We start from the raw sequence: 17,024 nt of genomic DNA, 5'->3' as shown, positions 1-17,024 counted from the left end.
ACTGCGCGACCAGCCACGATGGCGCAGCAGCCGACACTCGGCCGGAGCCGTCTTGGCTGATGCCGAGCGCTAAGCGGAAAAGCGGCGGTCGACCCACCTCCACAAAACCTCCAGGGCGACCGCCGCCACCACCGCGATGCCGACCGCGATCCACGGCATCGTCACCCCCACCAGCTTCAGCGCGAAGAAGTCCTGCAGCCAGGGCACGATCAGTACGACCAGGAAGCCGGCGCCCATGGCCGCGACCAGGAGAACGCGCCACCACGTGTAGGGGCGGGCGATGATCGCCAGCACCCACATGGAGATCAGGAACAGCGTCAGCGTCGCGGCGCTCGTCTCCGCGTCCAGCGCGCCGTCGCCGGTGTAGTAGTGACGGGCTATCAGGTACGTCGCGAAGGTCGCCAGGCCGGCGAGGACCCCGCCCGGGATCGAGTAGCGCATCACCCGCCGTACGAAGCGGGGTTTCGCGCGTTCCTTGTTGGGCGCCAAGGCCAGGAAGAACGCCGGGATGCCGATGGTCAGGGTCGAGAGAAGGGTCAAGTGGCGGGGGAGGAACGGGTATTCGACCTGAAAGCAGACCACCAGGATGGCCAGCAGCACTGAGTAGACCGTCTTGACCAGGAACAGGGTCGCGACCCGCGTGATGTTGCCGATGACCCGCCGGCCCTCCGCCACCACCGACGGCAGCGTGGCGAAGCTGTTGTTCAGCAGCACGATCTGGGCGACGGCCTTCGTGGCTTCCGAGCCCGAGCCCATGGACACGCCGATGTCGGCGTCTTTGAGGGCGAGTACGTCGTTCACGCCGTCGCCGGTCATCGCGACCGTGTGGCCGTGGGACTGGAGCGCGCCCACCATGTCCCGCTTCTGCTGCGGGGTGACCCGTCCGAACACCGTGCCGTCGTCGAGGGCCTGGGCCATGCCGTCCTTGTCGGCAGGGAGCCGGCGCGCGTCGACCGTCGTACCGGACAGGCCCAGCTTGCTCGCGACCGCGCCGACCGACACCGCGTTGTCGCCGGAGATGACCTTGGCGCGGACGTTCTGCTCCTCGAAGTAGCGCAGGGTGTCGGCGGCGTCCGGGCGCAGTCGCTGTTCCAGGACGACCAGGGCGGTGGGGCGTGCGCCCTGCGCGACCTCGGGATCGTCGAGGTCGTGGGAGACGCGGGCCAGGAGCAGGACGCGCAGGCCCTGTTCGTTGAGCCGGTCCGTCTCGGCGAGGGTCGGGTCGGTGTCGGCCAGCAGGACGTCCGGCGCGCCCAGGAGCCACGTACTGGACTCGCCGTTGCCCTCGCTGAAGGAGGCGCCGCTGTACTTGCGGGCGGAGGAGAAGGGGAGGGACTCGGTGCAGCGCCAGGAGTCGGAATCCGGGTAGGCGTTGATGATCGCCTGCAAGGACGCGTTCGGGCGGGGGTCCGACTCGCCGAGCGCGCCCAGCACCTGGCGTATGTACGGCTCCTCCGCGCCTTGGAGGGGGCGGAGTTCCGTGACGTCCATGCCGCCCTCGGTGAGCGTGCCCGTCTTGTCGAGGGCGACGGTGTCGACGCGGGCGAGGCCCTCGATCGCGGGGAGTTCCTGGACGAGGACCTGTTTCCGGCCAAGGCGGATGACGCCGATCGCGAAGGCGACCGAGGTGAGCAGGACCAGGCCCTCCGGGACCATGGGGACGATGCCGCCGACGGTGCGGGCGATCGAGTCCTTGAAGTCGTTGTCCTTGACGACGAGTTGGGTGATGATCAGGCCGATCGCGGCCGGGATCATCATCCACGTCACGTACTTGAGGATCTCGGAGATACCGGTGCGCAGCTCGGAGTGGACCAGCGTGAAGCGGGAGGCCTCCTCGGCGAGCTGGGCGGCGTAGGCCTCGCGGCCCACCTTGGTCGCCTGGAACGCGCCACCGCCCGCGACGACGAAGCTGCCGGACATCACCTGGTCCCCGGGCTGCTTGAGGACCGGATCGGCCTCGCCGGTGAGCAGCGACTCGTCGATCTCGAGACTGTCGGCCTCGATGCACACCCCGTCGACGACGGCCTTGTCGCCCGGCCCGATCTCGATCAGGTCGTCCAGGACGATGTCCGACGTACTGACCTCGGAGGCCACCCCGTCCCGCCGTACCGTCGGCCGGGCCTCGCCGATCACCGCCAGGGAGTCGAGGGTCTTCTTCGCCCGCCACTCCTGGACGATGCCGATCGCGGTGTTGGCGAGGATCACGAAGCCGAACAGGCTGTCCTGGACGGGCGCGACGAACAGCATGATCACCCAGAGCACGCCGATGATCGCGTTGAACCGGGTGAAGACGTTGGCGCGGACGATGTCGACGGTGGAGCGGCTGCTGCGCACCGGGACGTCGTTGACCTCCCCGCGCGCGACCCGCTCGGCCACCTCGGCGGCGCTGAGCCCGGTCACCGCCACGTCGGTGGGTATGGGGTGCACGGGATCGAGTTCGGCGCCCGCGTCGATGTGCGTCATGCATTCGACGGTACGTGCGGATTTACGCCTTCACCCGCCGAGTGGGCGGAAGTTCCGACTTGGGGAGGAGGGGTGTCGTGCCCTGGTTGTAGGGCGCGGACACATCAGGACGACTGGGGTTCGCCGGTCGTTTCCCCGGGTGGCTCGACGGCCGCCCGCTTGAGCGCCGCGTCGCGCCCCCGGACGTACCAGATGCCGATGAGGCCGAGGCCGCCGCCGGCCAGGCAGGTCCACAGCCACCAGGTGTGGCCGTGGTCGTCGAACCAGCCGTAGAAGGGCAGCTGCGCCAGGAAGAGGACGAACCAGAGGATCGTGCCGCCGGTGACCGTGCCGACCACGGGGCCCTCCAGGGGCTCCGGCGCCTCGCGTGTTGGGGTCCACTTCGCCATGGAGGACAGCTTACGAGGTGGCACTGTCTACGCGCGGAGATGGCCGATCTCGGCGTCATATGTTCATACTGAAACCGTTTATGCCTGACTACTTCTATTCGTAGGAACCACCAAAAACATGTCCACCTCGGCCCCTGCCAAGGCCCCCGCGCCCGAAGGGCCGGGCGCACAGCCCGGCTACGGCGCACTCGACCGCTTCTTCAAGATCTCCGAGCGGGGCAGCTCGCTGCCGCGCGAGGTCCGCGGCGGTTTCGCCACCTTCTTCGCGATGGCCTACATCATCGTGCTGAACCCGATCATCCTGGGCAGCGCGAAGGACATGTACGGCCACCAGCTCGACAACGGTCAGCTGGTCACCGCGACGGCCGTGACGGCGGCGTTCACCACGCTGCTCATGGGCGTCATCGGCAATGTGCCGATCGCGCTCGCCGCCGGTCTGGGTGTGAACTCGGTGGTCGCGCTCCAGCTCGCCCCGCGGATGTCGTGGCCGGACGCGATGGGCATGGTCGTCCTCGCCGGTTTCATCGTGATGCTGCTCGTGGCCACCGGGCTGCGTGAGCGCGTCATGAACGCCGTGCCCTACAGCCTGCGCAAGGCCATCTCCATCGGTATCGGCCTGTTCATCATGCTGATCGGCCTGGTCGACTCCGGTTTCATCTCCCGCATCCCGGACGCCGCCCAGACCACCGTCCCGCTCCAGCTCGGCGGCGACGGTCACCTCACCGGCTGGCCGGTCCTGATCTTCATCCTCGGCACCCTGCTCACGCTGGCGCTGATCGTGCGCAAGGTGTCCGGCGCGATCCTGATCTCGATCGTCGCGATGACGGTGCTGGCCGTCATCATCAACGCCGTCGCCGACATCCCCTCCTGGGGCCTGACGACCCCGACCTGGCCGGGCAACCCGGTGGCCACCCCCGACTTCGGCCTGATCGGCGAGGTCAGCCTGTTCGGCGGCTTCTCCAAGGTCGGCATCCTCACCGGCGTCCTCTTCGTCTTCACGGTCCTGCTGTCGTGCTTCTTCGACGCGATGGGCACGATCATGGGCGTCAGTGACGAGGCCAAGCTGACCGACGCGCAGGGCTACATGCCCGGCACCAACAAGGTCCTCTTCGTCGACGGCATCGCGGTCGCCGCGGGCGGCGCCAGCTCCTCCTCGGCCACCACCTGCTTCGTGGAGTCCACGGCCGGCGTCGGCGAGGGCGCCCGTACCGGCTTCGCGAACGTGGTCACCGGCGCGCTGTTCGCCGTAGCGCTGTTCCTGACACCCGTCGCCACGATGGTCCCGTCCCAGGCGGCCACTCCGGCGCTGCTCGCGGTCGGCTTCCTGATCCTGGCCGGTTCGATCAAGGAGATCGACTGGGCCGACCACACGATCGCCATCCCGGCCTTCGTGACGATGCTGCTGATGCCGTTCACCTACTCGATCACCAACGGCATCGGCATGGGCTTCATCACCTTCGTCGTCCTGCGCCTGGCGGCCGGCCGCGGCAAGGAGATCCCGGTGGCGATGTACGTCGTGTCGGCGGTGTTCGCGTTCTACTACCTGATGCCGGCGCTCGGCCTGACGTGAGCGGCGCTCAGGTGACCCCGTAGAACCTCTCCGTCTCCTCGACGGCGGTCTGGAACCGCTCGTCGAAGTCGTCCCGAATGAGCGTCCGGACCACATAGTCCTGGACGCTCATTCCCCTTTTCGCCGCATGGTCACGGAGCCGGTCGAGCAGCTCCCCGTCTATCCGCAGGCTGAGCACGCTGGTCCCCATGTGTACGAGGGTCGCCGGACCGAACCGGGCGACGCGTCACTTTCCGGAATCAACTCACCCGTACGGGTGATGAGAGGGTTCCGTGGGCGGAGTCACGGGCATTTGTGCGCGCGGGAGTGGTCTTTAGCGAGAGTAATGAGTTACGCTAAAGAACATGTCGGACCTTAGCCATGGCGACGACGCTGCCGCCGTGAACTCCCTGCGATCTGCCGTGATGCGGCTGTCCCGTCGGCTCAAGCACCAGCGAGTCGACGAATCGCTGAGCCCCACCGAGATGTCGGTGCTCGGCACCCTCGCCCGCTGCGGCACCGCCACCCCGGGCGAACTCGCCCGCAAGGAGCATGTGCAGCCGCCCTCGATGACCCGGATCGTCGCGCTGCTCGAAGCCAAGGGGCTGGTCCGTCTGGAGCCGCACCCCGAGGACCGGCGCCAGAAGGTCGTCACCCAGACCGAGCAGGCCGAAGCGATGCTCGAGGAGAGCCGCCGTAAGCGGAACGCCTTCCTGGCCACCCTGACCGCGGGGCTCGACGAGGACGAGTGGGCGAAACTCCGCGCCGCCGCCCCCGTGCTGGAGAAGCTCGCCCATCTGTAAGCCGTTATTTCGAGGAGGCGACCCTTTTGAGTACGGGATCCGGAGCAGACTCCGCCCCCGCACCGACCACCCACTACTCCCCGCCCACCCCCAAGACCCGCTCGTCGATGTTCAGCTCGCTGAAGGTCCGGAACTACCGCCTGTTCTTCATGGGCCAGGTCGTCTCGAACATCGGCACCTGGATGCAGCGCATCGCCCAGGACTGGCTGGTGCTCAGCCTCACCGGCTCCGCCACCGCCGTCGGCATCACGACGGCCCTTCAGTTCCTGCCGATGCTGCTCTTCGGCCTCTACGGCGGCGTCCTCGTCGACCGCCTGCCCAAGCGCCCCACGCTGCTGTTCACCCAGTCCTCGATGGCCCTCACCGGCATCGCGCTCGCCGTCCTCACGCTTTCCGGCCATGTCCAGGTCTGGCACGTCTACGTCGCGGCCTTCGCCGTAGGCCTCGCCACGGTCGTCGACAACCCGGCCCGCCAGACCTTCGTCTCCGAGATGGTCGGTCCGGACCAGCTCCAGAACGCGGTCAGCCTCAACTCCGCGAACTTCCAGTCGGCCCGCCTGGTCGGCCCCGCCGTCGCGGGTGTCCTGATCACCGGCGTCGGCACCGGCTGGGCCTTCCTCTTCAACGGCCTGTCCTTCGTCGCCCCCCTCGTCGGCCTGCTGATGATGCGCATGCGTGAGCTGTACGTCGTCGAGCGGGCCCCGCGCGGGAAGGGGCAGCTGCGGGAGGGCCTCCAGTACGTCGCCGGGCGCCCCGAGCTGATCTGGACCATCGTCCTGGTCGGGTTCGTCAGTACCTTCGGCTTCAACTTCCCCGTCTACCTCTCGGCCTTCGCCGACGACGTCTTCCACGCGGGCGCGGGCTCCTACAGCCTCTTCAACACGCTGATGGCGGCCGGCTCCCTGGCGGGCGCCCTGCTCGCGGCCCGGCGCGGCACGGCCCGGATGCGGGTGCTGGTCGCGGGTGCGGTGGCGTTCGGCGCGATGGAGATCGTGGCCTCGATCGCCCCCTCCCTGTGGCTGTTCGCCCTGCTCATGGCGCCGATCGGCATGTTCGGCATGACGGTCAACGTCACCGCCAACAGCAGCGTCCAGCTGAGCACCGACCCGGCCATGCGGGGCCGCGTGATGGCCCTCTACATGATGGTCTTCATGGGCGGCGCCCCGATCGGCGCCCCGATCGCCGGCTGGGTCACCGACGCGTACGGCGTCCGGGCGGGCCTCGCCGTGGGCGGCGCGATCGCCGCCGCGTCGGCCGTGGTGATCGGCCTGGTCCTGGCCCGCGTCGGCAACCTGCGTCTGTCGGTCGGCTGGAACGACGGCCACCCGCGCGTGCGGTTCGTGCCGCGGGAGCAGCGGGAGGAGCTGGCGACGGTGGCGTAGGGGCTTCGGCTCCGGCGGGCTACACCCGCCGGGCCAGCACCTGCCCCGGCCAGTCGCCCTTCGCCGCGTAGGTCTCGGTGCGGACGAAGCCGTTGCTCTCGTAGTAGCGGACGAGCTTGCCGTCGTCGCCCGCGTAGCAGTCCACCCGCAGCAGTGCGACGCCCGCCCGCCGGGTCTCCTCGGCCGCGTGCGCGAGCAGGGAGCTGCCCACGCCGTGGCCCTTGAAGCGGCGGTCGGAGGCGAGCCAGTGGATGTACCGCTCGGGCTCGCCGGGCGGCGGGAGGTGGGCCAGGTAGGCGCCGGGCGAGTCGGTGAGGGTGAGGGTGGCGGCCGGCACGCCGTCGACGTCGGCGATGAAGACGTCGCCCTCGTCCATGTACCGGACGACCGACTCCACCGTCTTCTCGCTCTCCGACAGCGGCTTCGTCCCCCACTGCCCCGTACGCCCCTGCGCGACCAGCCACTCCACGGAGCTGTCGAGCATGCCGAGTATCGCGGGGACGTCGTCGGGCCCGCCTTCTCTGATGGTGATCTCCATGCCTCCATGGTGACAGGCTGGGCCCCATGAGACTCTTCGCCGCCGTACTGCCGCCCGAGGATGTCGTCCGCGAACTCGCCGCCGAGATCGAGGAGTTGCACAGACTGCCCGGAGCGGACGGGCTGCGCTGGACCGGCCGTCCCGGCTGGCACTTCACGCTCGCGTTCTACGGCGAGGTCGACGACGAGCTCGTACCGGATCTGTCGGCGCGGCTGGAGCGCGCCGCTCACCGCACCGAGCCGTTTCCGCTGGCTGTGCGGGGCGGTGGGCAGTTCGGGCACGGGAAGGCGCTGTGGGCGGGCGCGGAGGGGGACCTCCCGTCGCTGCGGCTGCTGGCGGACCGTGCGGAGGCGGCCGCGCGGAAGGCGGGGGTGCCGATGGGGGAGCACCGGCGGTACAAGGCCCATCTGACGGTGGCGAGGAGCCGGGACGCGGTGGATGTACGGCCGTATGTCGAGGCCCTCGACCTGTTCACCGGCCGGACGTGGTCGGTGGGCGAACTGGCGCTGGTGCGCAGCAATCTGCCGAAATCGGGCGTGCCGGGGGAGCAGCCGCGGTATGAGGTGGTCGCCCGTTGGGCGCTGGGGGCGGCCGGTTAGTCTCGATGCGTGAAACCGAAGACTCGGAACCGGATCATGGCCGGTTCGCTTGTGCTGTTGTTCGTTGTGGTTGCCTTGGCGTCCGCGCTCGGTAGGTAGCGCGCGGTGCGCTCCGCGGGGCCCGGGGGACTGCGGGTCGTGGTGACCTGCGGGCCCGGTGGGGGCTCGTCGCGCAGTTCCCCGCGCCCCTGACGGGGGCGCTTTTGTCGCCGGAGTTACCAGGCGAAGGCCTCCGGGGACGGGCCCGGGCCCGGGAAGATCTCGTCGAGGCCGGTCAGCAGGTCCTCGCTCAGCTCCAGCTCGACCGCCCGCAGCGCGGAGTCCAGCTGCTCGGCGGTGCGCGGGCCCACGATGGGGCCGGTCACGCCGGGGCGGGTGAGCAGCCAGGCGAGAGCGGCCTCACCCGGCTCGACGCCGTGCTTCTCCAGCAGGTCCTCGTACGACTGTACCTGCGCCCGGGTGGCGGGGTTGGCGAGGGCGTCGGCGGCCCGGCCGGAGGCGCGGCGGCCACCCTGGACCTCCTTCTTGATGACCCCGCCCAGCAGCCCGCCCTGGAGAGGCGACCAGGGGATGACCCCGAGGCCGTACTCCTGCGCGGCCGGGATGACCTCCATCTCGGCGCGGCGCTCGGCCAGGTTGTAGAGGCACTGCTCGCTGACGAGACCGATGGTGCCGCTGCGCTTCGCTGCGATCTCATTGGCTTGGGCGATCTTGTAGCCGGGGAAGTTGGACGACCCGACGTAGAGGATCTTGCCCTGCTGGACGAGGACGTCGATCGCCTGCCAGATCTCCTCGAAGGGAGTGGCACGGTCGACGTGGTGGAACTGGTAGACGTCGATGTAGTCGGTCTGCAACCGCTTCAGGCTGGCGTCGACCGCCCGCCGGATGTTGAGGGCGGACAGCAGATCGTGGTTGGGCCAGGCGGGGACGCCCTCGGCGCCCATGTTGCCGTACATCTTGGTGGCGAGAACGGTCTTGTCGCGCCGGTCGCCGCCCTTCGCGAACCAGTTGCCGATGATCGATTCGGTCCGGCCCTTGTTCTCGCCCCAGCCGTAGACGTTGGCCGTGTCGAAGAAGTTGATACCGGCGTCCAGCGCCGCGTCCATGATGACGTGGCTGTCCGCCTCGTTGGTCTGCGGACCGAAGTTCATGGTGCCGAGGACGAGTCGGCTGACCTTGAGTCCCGTGCGTCCGAGCTGCGTGTACTTCATGACTACCTAGCCAACGTCGTGGAGTGCGCTCTAGGCAAGCGACGCGAGGAAGGCGGACCAGGTGGTCGGGGTGAGACGGAGGGTGGGGGCGGTGGGGGTGGTCTTGGAGTCGCGGATGTGGATGGTGTCCGGGGCGATGGCTATCTCCAGGCATTCGCCCTGGTCGCCGCTGTGGCTCGACTTGGTCCAGCTCAAGGCCACTTCGACGCACTCACCTTCGCCGCCGCTGTAGCTGCTCTTGAACCAGACGAGGTCCGCGCTCATAGCTCCTGTGCCACCTTTTCGATCAGCTTTGCGGACTCATCGGGGTCAAGAGCCTGCGCCCGCAGAATGCCATATTTGCCGAACAGGTCCCCTAGGTCCGGCTGTTCGCTGATGAAGTAGCCACCGCTCGGTCCTTCGACATAGGCGAGCTGGTGACGCTCGGCGGTCTCCAAGAGGATCATCGGGCCGTTCAACCCTGCGTGCGCCTGTCGTCGGTGTGGCATCACCTGGATCTCTACATGGCGGAGCTCGCCGATCGCGAGGATGTGGTGAAGCTGCTCCTTGAGCGCGGCTTCACCGCCCAACGGGCGTGTCAGCGTGGTCTCTTCGAGTACGTAGCTGACGCTCGGTGCGGGCTTGCGCTGGAAGAGCTGCTGTCGTTCCCATCGGGAGGCCACTCGCCGCTCGATCTCGTCGTCGTCCAGCGTGGGGCAACGGTTGCATGTGTAGACCGCCCGCGCGTACTGCTCAGTCTGCAGTGAACCCGGGATCAGATGCGTCTGGTACACGTGCAGCGCCGTTGCCTTCTTCTCCTCCGCAAGGTAATCCTCCGTCCACGGCCGCAGCCCGCCGCTCCCGAACTCCTTCTCCGCCAGCACCAGCAGTGCACCCTGTGCACCGAGCACCTGGTCCGCGATCTCGACCAACTGCCCCTTGGGCGACCGCTCACCCCGCTCCACCATCGCCACCTGCGACTTGGAGTAGCCGACGTGCTTGCCCAAGCCCTCCTGCGTCATCCCGGCCCGCTCGCGATAGAACCTCAGAAGCGCCCCGAACGACTCCGAGCCCCGTTCACCGGAGTGCACAACGACCTCCCCAACTGCACAGCCCCGCACCACCCTTGCAAACCCCTGGTCACAGTATGTGAGCACCCGGAACGCTTTGCGTCATGAACGAGAGAATCGCCGCCCCCTGGATCCCGACCTGGATCCCCGCGTCCGGCCTCGCCCTCCGGCACGCCGGCATCCACTTCGATGCCGTACGTATCAGAGGAGCTGAAGGGGAACGCGTCGCCAACGAGCTGATGTCCGCCACGGACTTCGACGCGGGCCCGGTCGTCCAGGAGTTCAGCGGCGAACGGAACATGTACTTTCTGTTGCCCCCGCAAACCGCGTCCGCGTACCGCTGGCCGCCCGGCGTGCGTGCTCTCACGCGCGGTGACGGCGTCTGGGCGTACGTGGGCGTACCGGCGCTGACGGGAACGACGTGGCCGTTGGGGTGGCGGTCGGTGCCGTCGGAGAGGGTGCCGTTCGTGGTGGGGGAGTTGCTGTGGGAGGCGGCCCGGGGCGGGGTGTGACCGGGGTCAGAGCACGGCGAACGGTGCGCGCGCCCGCGTGCCGTTCGGCAACTCCCAGGCGCCGGTGATGTGGCCGGCCGCGTCTTCGGGGGCCTTCGTGCCGGGCCGCAGGCCTCGGTGCAGACGGAGGGCCGTGCCGTCGGAGACGCGGAGTTCGGTGCCGTCCTGGGTGTCGGCGGCCGTGGCGGTGGAGGGGAGGCCGGGGCCGGCGTAGGCGCGGGTGACCTCGCGGTCGGGGGTGTCGGTGACGCTCTGCGCCTGGGCCTGGACCCGGCCTTCGAGCAGGGCCAGCAACTGGGCGACCAGCACCGGGTCGTGACAGCCGTCGTAGGCCCAGCGCTTCCCGAGCACACCGTGCTCCATCGTGCCGACGAGGGCGTGCTCCACGCCGTCGAGCGGGGCACCTCGGTAGGCGAGCGGCACCAGATAGGAAGCGGGGTCCGGGACAGAGGCGTCGGTGACCACCATGAACTCGATACCGACCTCCCCCTCCGGGTCGTCCAGCCGAAACCCACCGGCCTTCGTCAACACCGGTTCACCCGTGCCGCCGACGTACCACGGGCGGGTCGGCAGCCACGTGGTCAGGAGTTCCAGCTTGGTCGGCTTGAGGGTGGTGTGGTGGATGAGGGCCATGGCCACACCCTCCCATTAGTCCCGGGGGAAGTCGTCGGTCTTGAGGACGAGGTCGATCACTGTGCCGGTGAGGTCGATGTCGGTGCCGAAGGAGACGGTCAGCTCCGTGAGGTATTCGCCCTTCTTGGGCTGTGTGTAGAGGTGGCACTTGCCCTGGTAGGGGTCTGAGATGAGATAGACGGGGACTTCGGCGACGAACTCGACATCCTGGTAACGCCAGTGGTCTTCGTCGTCCGGCCTCGCCGAGTCCTTGAGCAGGGCGATGTCCGGGCAGAATCCGTTCTCGCGGCCCGGAAAGTCGATCCGGACATCCGAGAACACAATGACTTCCCTCCCGAACCTGTCCTCAAGAGCACACAGGAGTCGGCGGATGATCTCCCAATGCGTGTCCCGCTGCGGCGTCATGTGAACGTTGCCGCCGACGATCTCTACCCTGAATCCTTCCGGGACGGGCATGCGCTCAAGACGTTCGAACCACTCGTCCAACCGCTTCGTGTTGGCGTCGGCCATCTCGATCCTGTCTTCAAGCCTGTTCATCGAGGCGAACAACGACACGCACGGTGACCATGACACGGAGAGGAAGCTCACATGTCAGCCCCCGGCCGTCAGTCGGCCTCGTACGGCTCGCCCACATCCCAAGCCTGATACATCGCGTCCGCGAACGCCTCCGCGATCTTGTGCTCGCCGCTCTCGTTCGGATGCGTGCCGTCGTAGGTGTCGAAGTTGATGTCGTACGACGGGGGCGGCGACGCCAGCAACAGGGGTGAGCGGGGCTCGTCCAGGTCGGCGACCGCCTTTGCGAGCAGCTCGTTGAAGCGGGCGACCTCCGCGGCGAAGGCGGGGTCCGTCTCGGCGCGGACGTTCGGGATCACCGGCAGCACGACCATCCGCACCTTTGGGTTCGCCGCCCTCGCCGTCGCGACGAAGCCCCGTACGTTCTCCGCCGTCTGGTCCGCGTTCGTGTAGAAGCCCAGGTCGATCAGCCCCAGCGACACCAACAACACATTCGCCCTGCACGACCGCACCGCCTCGCCGATCAGCGGAGCCATCTGGAGCCAGCCCTCGCCCCAGCCGGCCAGGTGGGCGCGGGGGAAGTCGGGGTCGGCGTACTCGTACGACGTGGGGGCGCCCGTCGCCTTGTCGAACAGCGTCTCGCGCGGGCCGACGAGGGCGAACGGGCCGCCGTACGTCTCGCGCAGGTGCTGCCACATTCGGTAACGCCATGTGTGTTCGCCCGCGCTTCCGATCGTCTGGGAGTCGCCGACGGGCATGAACCTGAGCATCCGCTCATGATGGACGATCAGCGGGACGGACGGGGTGTGAAGCCGGACACTCTCCGTGAAGTGCAGAGCGGGATGGCAGTCTTGGGGGCATGCGCCGACTGCTCGCGTTCCTTGCCGGGGTCCTCCTCGTGGGTGCCTTCACCGTGCCCGCATCCGCCGCCGACGGCGACGAGACCTTCACGATCAGCGACCCCCGCATCACCGAGTCCAGCGGCCTCGCCGCCTCCCGTCAGCACCCGGGCATCTACTGGACGCACAACGACCAGGACACCGGCGCCTACCTCTACGCCGTGGACAGCAGCACCGGCAAGACCGTCGCCAGGATCACCATGACCGGCGTGGGTACACCGCGTGATGTCGAGGCCATCGCGATCGGGCCGGACAACCAGATCTGGGTCGGCGACATCGGCGACAACGACGGGGTCACCTGGCCCTATGTGTGGCTCTATCAGCTGCCCGAGCCCAAGGACCTCACCGACCAGAGCGTCCGGGCCACGCAGTATGTAGTGAAGTACTCGAACGGCTCCCGTGACGCCGAGTCGATGGTCGTCCACCCCAAGACGGGGCGCGTCTACATCATCGACAAGCAGGAGGACGGCGGGCATCTGTATGAGGGCCCGGCCAAGCTCTCCTCCTCCGGGACCAATGTGTTCAAGCCCGCCGTCGCCGTCGACCTGTGGGCCACGGACGCCGCCTTCTCGCCCGACGGCGAACAGCTCGCCGTACGCGGATACTTCGGCGGGATCTCCTACGAATGGAACGGCGGGAAGATCAAGCGGCAGGGGCGGATCAGCGTGCCGCTCGGGCAGGGGGAGTCCGTCACCTACAGCGTCGACGGGACGAAGCTGATGCTCGGGAGCGAGGGGGCGGGCAGTGAGGTGAAGGCGGAGGACGTGCCCTACGGCTCCTCCGGGTCCTCCGACTCGCCTTCCGGCAGCGGGAGTTCGGCGGCAGGCGGTGACGGGGACAGCGACAACCTCAAGGTCGGCGCCCTCGCCGTCGCCGTAGGACTCGCCGTCGTACTCGGGTTCAAGAGGCTGCTGCGGCGACGGTCGTAGGCCTGTCTGTCTCAGTCCTGTGGCTTCTCCTCCGCCGGCCGCACCTCGTAGTGCAGCGTCTGCGTCCGCATCACCTTGTGGCTCAGCGGCACGAACACCCCATGCGTGAGGGGGTACTTCTTCCGCAGCAGCAGGGCTGCGTGCTTGTCCTCGTCGCTGCCGTGGTCCAGCAGGCGCGCCCGGGCGTGGATCTCGGGGCCGGTCGGGGCGCCGCGGACGGTGGAGGGGGCGATCTCCACCTCGGGGTTGTTGCGCAGACGCTTGGCCTTCCAGGCCCTGCCCGGGGTGCGGAAGTACGCGTGGTCGCCCTCGACGGCGATGTTCACGGGGGTGCCGACGCCGGTGCCGTCCCTCTTGTGGCTGGTGAGGAGGACGGCCCATTGCTTGATGAAGGGGGTGAGCTCGGGGCTCGTACTCGGGGTATTCATGCCTTCCATACAGGCACTGATCGCTCGCTTTGTCACCCTTTGCCGCGCCGGGCGACGAACACTTCGAGCCCGTCCAGGATCCGCTGGAGCCCGAACTCGAAGTGGTCGAAGTCGGGGCCGAACGTGTCCTCGGAGAGGGAGGCCATCACCGGGTAGCGGCCCGACGCGAGGACCTTCTCCAGCGTCGGCACCTGGGCCTGCCAGAACTCCGCGTCCGTCAGGCCGGAACGGCGCTCCGCCTCCATCTGGTACAGCTGCGTGCGCGCGGCCCCGACGACGTACCCGTCGATCGTGATGATCGCCGACACCAGCTCGGGGTCGGTCAGTCCCATCGGCCGGATGAGCGAGAGCACCTTCTCCATGCCGTCGAGGGCACTCGGGCCGAGTATCGGACGGGACTGGTTGACCTGGAGCAGCCAGGGGTGGCGCCGGTAGAGGGCGAGGGTGGCGCGGCCCAGGGCCTCCAGTGCCGAGCGCCAGTCGCCCTCGCCCAGGTCGGCCGGGTTCTCGGACGGCTTCTGGACCCGGTCCAGCATCAGGTCGAGCAGCTCGCCCTTGCCGGGGACATAGCGGTAGAGGGACATGGTGCCGGTGCCGAGTTCGGTGGCGACGCGGCGCATCGAGACGGCGTCCAGGCCCTCCTCGTCCGCGATCCGGACGGCCGCCGCCACGATCTGGTCCAGGCTCAGACCCGGCTTCGGGCCGCGACTGGGGCGCCGGCCGGTGTCCCAGAGCAGTTCCAGCGTGCGCCCGATGTCGCCGCTGCCACTGGTCTCCGTACCGCCCTTGCCGCTTGTCATGCCGCTCAGCTTAAATCCTCGCCGAGAAACTGGGTACGGTGTACGCGCAATAGGGTACGGTGTACTCAGTTGAAGAGAAGGGGGAACCATGAGCGACGGTTACGCGGTCCGGGCGGAGGGCCTGGAGAAGCGGTACGGCGAGAAACACGCCCTCGACGGCTTCGACCTCGCCGTGCGCGAGGGCACCGTGCACGGGCTGCTCGGACCGAACGGCGCCGGCAAGACCACCGCGGTCCGCATCCTGTCCACGCTGCTGCGACTGGACGGCGGACGGGCGACGGTGGCCGGCCTGGACGTCGTACGACAGTCGCGCGAGGTGCGGGCGAGGATCGGGCTGACCGGGCAGTACGCCGCCGTGGACGAGGTGCTCACCGGGCGGCAGAACCTGGAGATGTTCGGCAGGCTGTTCCACCTCGGCGGGAAGCGGGCGCGGCTGCGGGCCACCGAGCTGCTGGAGCAGTTCGACCTGACCGACGCCGCCGACAAGGGCGTGGGCGCCTACAGCGGCGGCATGCGGCGCCGCCTCGACCTCGCCGCGTCGATGATCCTCACCCCGGCGGTCCTCTTCCTGGACGAGCCGACGACGGGCCTCGATCCCCGCGGCCGGGGTGAAGTCTGGGATTCCGTACGGGCGTTGGTGGCGAGCGGCACCACCGTGCTGCTGACCACGCAGTATCTGGAGGAGGCCGACAAGCTCGCCTCCCGCGTCACCGTCATCGACCAGGGCCGGTCGATCGCGGACGACTCCCCGGAGGGACTGAAGAACCGTGTCGGCGGCGACCGCATCGAGGTCGTCCTCAGCGAACGCGCCGACATCCCGCGGGCGGTGAAGGTCGTCGCCCGCGTCTCCGACGGCGAACCGGAGACCGACGAGACCGAACTGCGCGTGCACGCCCCGGTGACCGACCGGGTGTCGGCCCTCACCGAGGTGGCCCGCACACTCCAGGACGAGGGCGTGCCGGTCGAGGACATCGGGCTGCGCAGGCCGAGCCTGGACGACGTGTTCCTGCGGCTGACCGGACACCGCACCGAGAAGGAGGCCGCGGCATGACCACCGTCGATCCGACCGGGCTGCCCGCCCGCAGCCGCACCTACTGGGCGCTCGCCGACTGCTGGAACATCGTCCGCCGCGGCCTCACCCACTACCAGCGCCAACCGGTCAACATCGCCTGGCAGCTGGGCTTCCCGATCCTGTCCGTCCTCCTCTACGGCTATGTCTTCGGCAGCGCGATGAAGGTGCCGGGCGGCGGGGACTACAAGGACTTCCTGATGCCGGGCATGTTCGTGATGACCATGGCGTTCGGCTTCATCAACACGGCGACGGTCGTGGTGTACGACGCCACCAGGGGCGTCATCGACCGGTTCCGCTCCATGCCGATGGCGTCGTCCGCGGTGGTCGCCGGGCGCGGGGTGACCGATCTGGTGGTGGCCTGCGCGGAGCTCGGCATCATGATGCTGACGGCGGTCGCGATGGGCTGGCGGCCGGACGGCGGGTTCGGCTTCCTCGCGGCCTTCGGTCTGCTCCTGTGGCTGCGGTTCGCGCTGATCTGGATCGGCGTGTGGCTGGGCCTGCTCGTACCCAACCCCGAGGCGGCGGGCGGCCTGTTCGCGGTCGCCTTCCCGCTGACGATGATCTCCAGCATCTTCGTCGCCCCGCAGCTGATGCCGGACTGGCTCGGCTCGGTCGCGGCCTGGAACCCGATCTCCTCCACAGCGGCGGCCACCCGCGACCTGTTCGGCTCGCCGGGCGCGGTCGGCGACTCCTGGGTCGAGCAGCACGCGCTGCTGATGGCGGGGGTGTGGCCGGTGGTACTGACGCTGATCTTCCTGCCGCTGGCGGTGCGGCGGTTCCGGAAGCTGAGCCGCTGAGCCGTTGATCTGCGCGGATGTGCGGGGTGCCGCCCCGGGGCCGAGACTGGAAGGGGGATGAGTCAGGAGGCATCATGACGGCGGCAACGAAGGAAGGTACCGCGGTCGCCCTCGAGGGTGGCGGTGTGGAATTGCGCAAGACCGAGCTCGGTGGCGAGATGAGCGTCGCGTTCATCCGGCTTCCGAAGGGCACGGACATGGGGCCCGCCCTGAAGGGCATGCCCAATGACATGTGCCAGTGCCCCCACTGGGGGTACATGTTCTCGGGTCGTCTGCAGATGCGGACCCCGGAGGGCGAGGAGATCTACGAGCCGGGCCAGGCCTTCTACTGGGCGCCCGGCCACATTCCGGTGGCGCTTGAGGACGTCGAGTACGTGGACTTCTCACCGACGCCGGAGTTCGACCGCGTCATCGACCACGTGAAGTCCCAGATGGGCTGACGACCCCAAACGACTGAG

21 protein-coding genes are annotated in these 17,024 nt (G+C 68.7%); 9 read left to right on the top strand and 12 right to left on the bottom strand.

The genetic code is table 11. The annotated features are described in order from the left end of the window. Positions 1 to 69: 69 nt before the first annotated feature. Positions 70 to 2,463, bottom strand: a complete 2,394-nt coding sequence (locus KCH87_RS27625; protein WP_210588972.1) for a cation-translocating P-type ATPase — start codon at positions 2,461 to 2,463, stop codon at positions 70 to 72. A gap of 104 nt (positions 2,464 to 2,567) precedes the next feature. Continuing rightward, a complete protein-coding gene (locus KCH87_RS27620; protein WP_210588971.1) occupies positions 2,568 to 2,852 on the bottom strand; it encodes a DUF2530 domain-containing protein in 285 nt (94 codons plus the stop codon). 118 nt (positions 2,853 to 2,970) lie between these two features. Between KCH87_RS27620 and KCH87_RS27615 the strand changes: the two genes are divergently transcribed. Continuing rightward, positions 2,971 to 4,422 (top strand): NCS2 family permease, encoded by a 1,452-nt coding sequence (locus KCH87_RS27615; RefSeq protein WP_210588970.1) that lies wholly within the window; start codon positions 2,971 to 2,973, stop codon positions 4,420 to 4,422. Positions 4,423 to 4,429: 7 nt separating this feature from the next. Here KCH87_RS27615 and KCH87_RS27610 read toward each other — a convergent pair whose 3' ends face one another. After that, complete coding sequence (locus tag KCH87_RS27610) at positions 4,430 to 4,612, bottom strand: ribbon-helix-helix protein, CopG family (protein ID WP_210588969.1); 183 nt, start codon at positions 4,610 to 4,612, stop codon at positions 4,430 to 4,432. A 154-nt stretch (positions 4,613 to 4,766) separates the two neighbouring features. Between KCH87_RS27610 and KCH87_RS27605 the strand changes: the two genes are divergently transcribed. Both KCH87_RS27605 and KCH87_RS27600 read left to right on the top strand, forming a co-directional pair. Beyond that, positions 4,767 to 5,204: a MarR family winged helix-turn-helix transcriptional regulator gene (locus KCH87_RS27605; protein WP_210588968.1), complete on the top strand. Its 438-nt coding sequence runs from the start codon at positions 4,767 to 4,769 to the stop codon at positions 5,202 to 5,204. A 26-nt stretch (positions 5,205 to 5,230) separates the two neighbouring features. After that, positions 5,231 to 6,586 carry an MFS transporter gene (locus KCH87_RS27600; protein ID WP_210588967.1) on the top strand — a complete coding sequence of 452 codons (1,356 nt, stop codon included), beginning with the start codon at positions 5,231 to 5,233 and terminating at the stop codon, positions 6,584 to 6,586. Between the two features lie 19 nt (positions 6,587 to 6,605). Here KCH87_RS27600 and KCH87_RS27595 read toward each other — a convergent pair whose 3' ends face one another. Next, positions 6,606 to 7,124, bottom strand: a complete 519-nt coding sequence (locus tag KCH87_RS27595) for a GNAT family N-acetyltransferase (RefSeq protein WP_210588966.1) — start codon at positions 7,122 to 7,124, stop codon at positions 6,606 to 6,608. A 26-nt stretch (positions 7,125 to 7,150) separates the two neighbouring features. Between KCH87_RS27595 and thpR the strand changes: the two genes are divergently transcribed. After that, complete coding sequence (gene thpR, locus KCH87_RS27590) at positions 7,151 to 7,723, top strand: RNA 2',3'-cyclic phosphodiesterase (RefSeq protein WP_210588965.1); 573 nt, start codon at positions 7,151 to 7,153, stop codon at positions 7,721 to 7,723. A gap of 215 nt (positions 7,724 to 7,938) precedes the next feature. Here the strand turns inward: thpR and KCH87_RS27585 are convergent, their stop codons facing one another. The 3 genes from KCH87_RS27585 to KCH87_RS27575 are packed head-to-tail and all read right to left on the bottom strand — an operon-like array spanning position 7,939 to position 10,004. Further along, entirely contained in the window at positions 7,939 to 8,934 is a 996-nt protein-coding gene (locus KCH87_RS27585) for an aldo/keto reductase (protein WP_210588964.1), read from the bottom strand. A 30-nt stretch (positions 8,935 to 8,964) separates the two neighbouring features. After that, positions 8,965 to 9,198 (bottom strand): DUF397 domain-containing protein, encoded by a 234-nt coding sequence (locus KCH87_RS27580; RefSeq protein WP_210588963.1) that lies wholly within the window; start codon positions 9,196 to 9,198, stop codon positions 8,965 to 8,967. After that, positions 9,195 to 10,004: a helix-turn-helix transcriptional regulator gene (locus KCH87_RS27575; RefSeq protein WP_210588962.1), complete on the bottom strand. Its 810-nt coding sequence runs from the start codon at positions 10,002 to 10,004 to the stop codon at positions 9,195 to 9,197. The genes KCH87_RS27580 and KCH87_RS27575 overlap by 4 nt, the downstream gene beginning before the upstream one ends. A gap of 83 nt (positions 10,005 to 10,087) precedes the next feature. Between KCH87_RS27575 and KCH87_RS27570 the strand changes: the two genes are divergently transcribed. Then, the gene (locus tag KCH87_RS27570; protein WP_210588961.1) at positions 10,088 to 10,495 is read left to right on the top strand and encodes a hypothetical protein; all 408 of its coding nucleotides are present in this window, start codon (positions 10,088 to 10,090) and stop codon (positions 10,493 to 10,495) included. Between the two features lie 6 nt (positions 10,496 to 10,501). Here KCH87_RS27570 and KCH87_RS27565 read toward each other — a convergent pair whose 3' ends face one another. The 3 genes from KCH87_RS27565 to KCH87_RS27555 all read right to left on the bottom strand — a co-directional run bounded on the left by KCH87_RS27565 (position 10,502) and on the right by KCH87_RS27555 (position 12,411). Then, positions 10,502 to 11,128 carry a 1,4-alpha-glucan branching protein gene (locus tag KCH87_RS27565; RefSeq protein ID WP_210588960.1) on the bottom strand — a complete coding sequence of 209 codons (627 nt, stop codon included), beginning with the start codon at positions 11,126 to 11,128 and terminating at the stop codon, positions 10,502 to 10,504. A gap of 15 nt (positions 11,129 to 11,143) precedes the next feature. After that, positions 11,144 to 11,665, bottom strand: coding sequence for a Uma2 family endonuclease (locus KCH87_RS27560; RefSeq protein ID WP_210589032.1), 522 nt, complete (start codon positions 11,663 to 11,665; stop codon positions 11,144 to 11,146). A 68-nt stretch (positions 11,666 to 11,733) separates the two neighbouring features. Further along, on the bottom strand, positions 11,734 to 12,411 hold the full coding sequence (locus KCH87_RS27555) for an SGNH/GDSL hydrolase family protein (RefSeq protein WP_210588959.1): 678 nt from the start codon (positions 12,409 to 12,411) through the stop codon (positions 11,734 to 11,736). A gap of 89 nt (positions 12,412 to 12,500) precedes the next feature. Here KCH87_RS27555 and KCH87_RS27550 point away from each other — a divergent pair, with 89 nt between their 5' ends. Then, positions 12,501 to 13,469 (top strand): WD40 repeat domain-containing protein, encoded by a 969-nt coding sequence (locus tag KCH87_RS27550; RefSeq protein WP_210588958.1) that lies wholly within the window; start codon positions 12,501 to 12,503, stop codon positions 13,467 to 13,469. Positions 13,470 to 13,480: 11 nt separating this feature from the next. Here the strand turns inward: KCH87_RS27550 and KCH87_RS27545 are convergent, their stop codons facing one another. Next, positions 13,481 to 13,897 carry a PPOX class F420-dependent oxidoreductase gene (locus tag KCH87_RS27545; protein ID WP_210588957.1) on the bottom strand — a complete coding sequence of 139 codons (417 nt, stop codon included), beginning with the start codon at positions 13,895 to 13,897 and terminating at the stop codon, positions 13,481 to 13,483. Positions 13,898 to 13,929: 32 nt separating this feature from the next. Beyond that, positions 13,930 to 14,697 carry a TetR/AcrR family transcriptional regulator gene (locus KCH87_RS27540; protein ID WP_210588956.1) on the bottom strand — a complete coding sequence of 256 codons (768 nt, stop codon included), beginning with the start codon at positions 14,695 to 14,697 and terminating at the stop codon, positions 13,930 to 13,932. Between the two features lie 88 nt (positions 14,698 to 14,785). Between KCH87_RS27540 and KCH87_RS27535 the strand changes: the two genes are divergently transcribed. The 3 genes from KCH87_RS27535 (at position 14,786) to KCH87_RS27525 (ending at position 17,006) form a co-directional block, all read left to right on the top strand. Further along, on the top strand, positions 14,786 to 15,748 hold the full coding sequence (locus KCH87_RS27535; protein ID WP_210588955.1) for an ATP-binding cassette domain-containing protein: 963 nt from the start codon (positions 14,786 to 14,788) through the stop codon (positions 15,746 to 15,748). Then, positions 15,745 to 16,566 (top strand): ABC transporter permease, encoded by an 822-nt coding sequence (locus KCH87_RS27530; RefSeq protein ID WP_210588954.1) that lies wholly within the window; start codon positions 15,745 to 15,747, stop codon positions 16,564 to 16,566. The genes KCH87_RS27535 and KCH87_RS27530 overlap by 4 nt, the downstream gene beginning before the upstream one ends. 74 nt (positions 16,567 to 16,640) lie before the next feature. After that, positions 16,641 to 17,006 carry a hypothetical protein gene (locus KCH87_RS27525; protein ID WP_210588953.1) on the top strand — a complete coding sequence of 122 codons (366 nt, stop codon included), beginning with the start codon at positions 16,641 to 16,643 and terminating at the stop codon, positions 17,004 to 17,006. Positions 17,007 to 17,024 lie beyond the last annotated feature (18 nt).

Source organism: Streptomyces sp. GESEQ-35 (assembly GCF_017948485.1).
In the GTDB taxonomy this organism is placed as follows: domain Bacteria; phylum Actinomycetota; class Actinomycetes; order Streptomycetales; family Streptomycetaceae; genus Streptomyces.
This window is presented reverse-complemented; position numbering and strand designations above follow the sequence as displayed.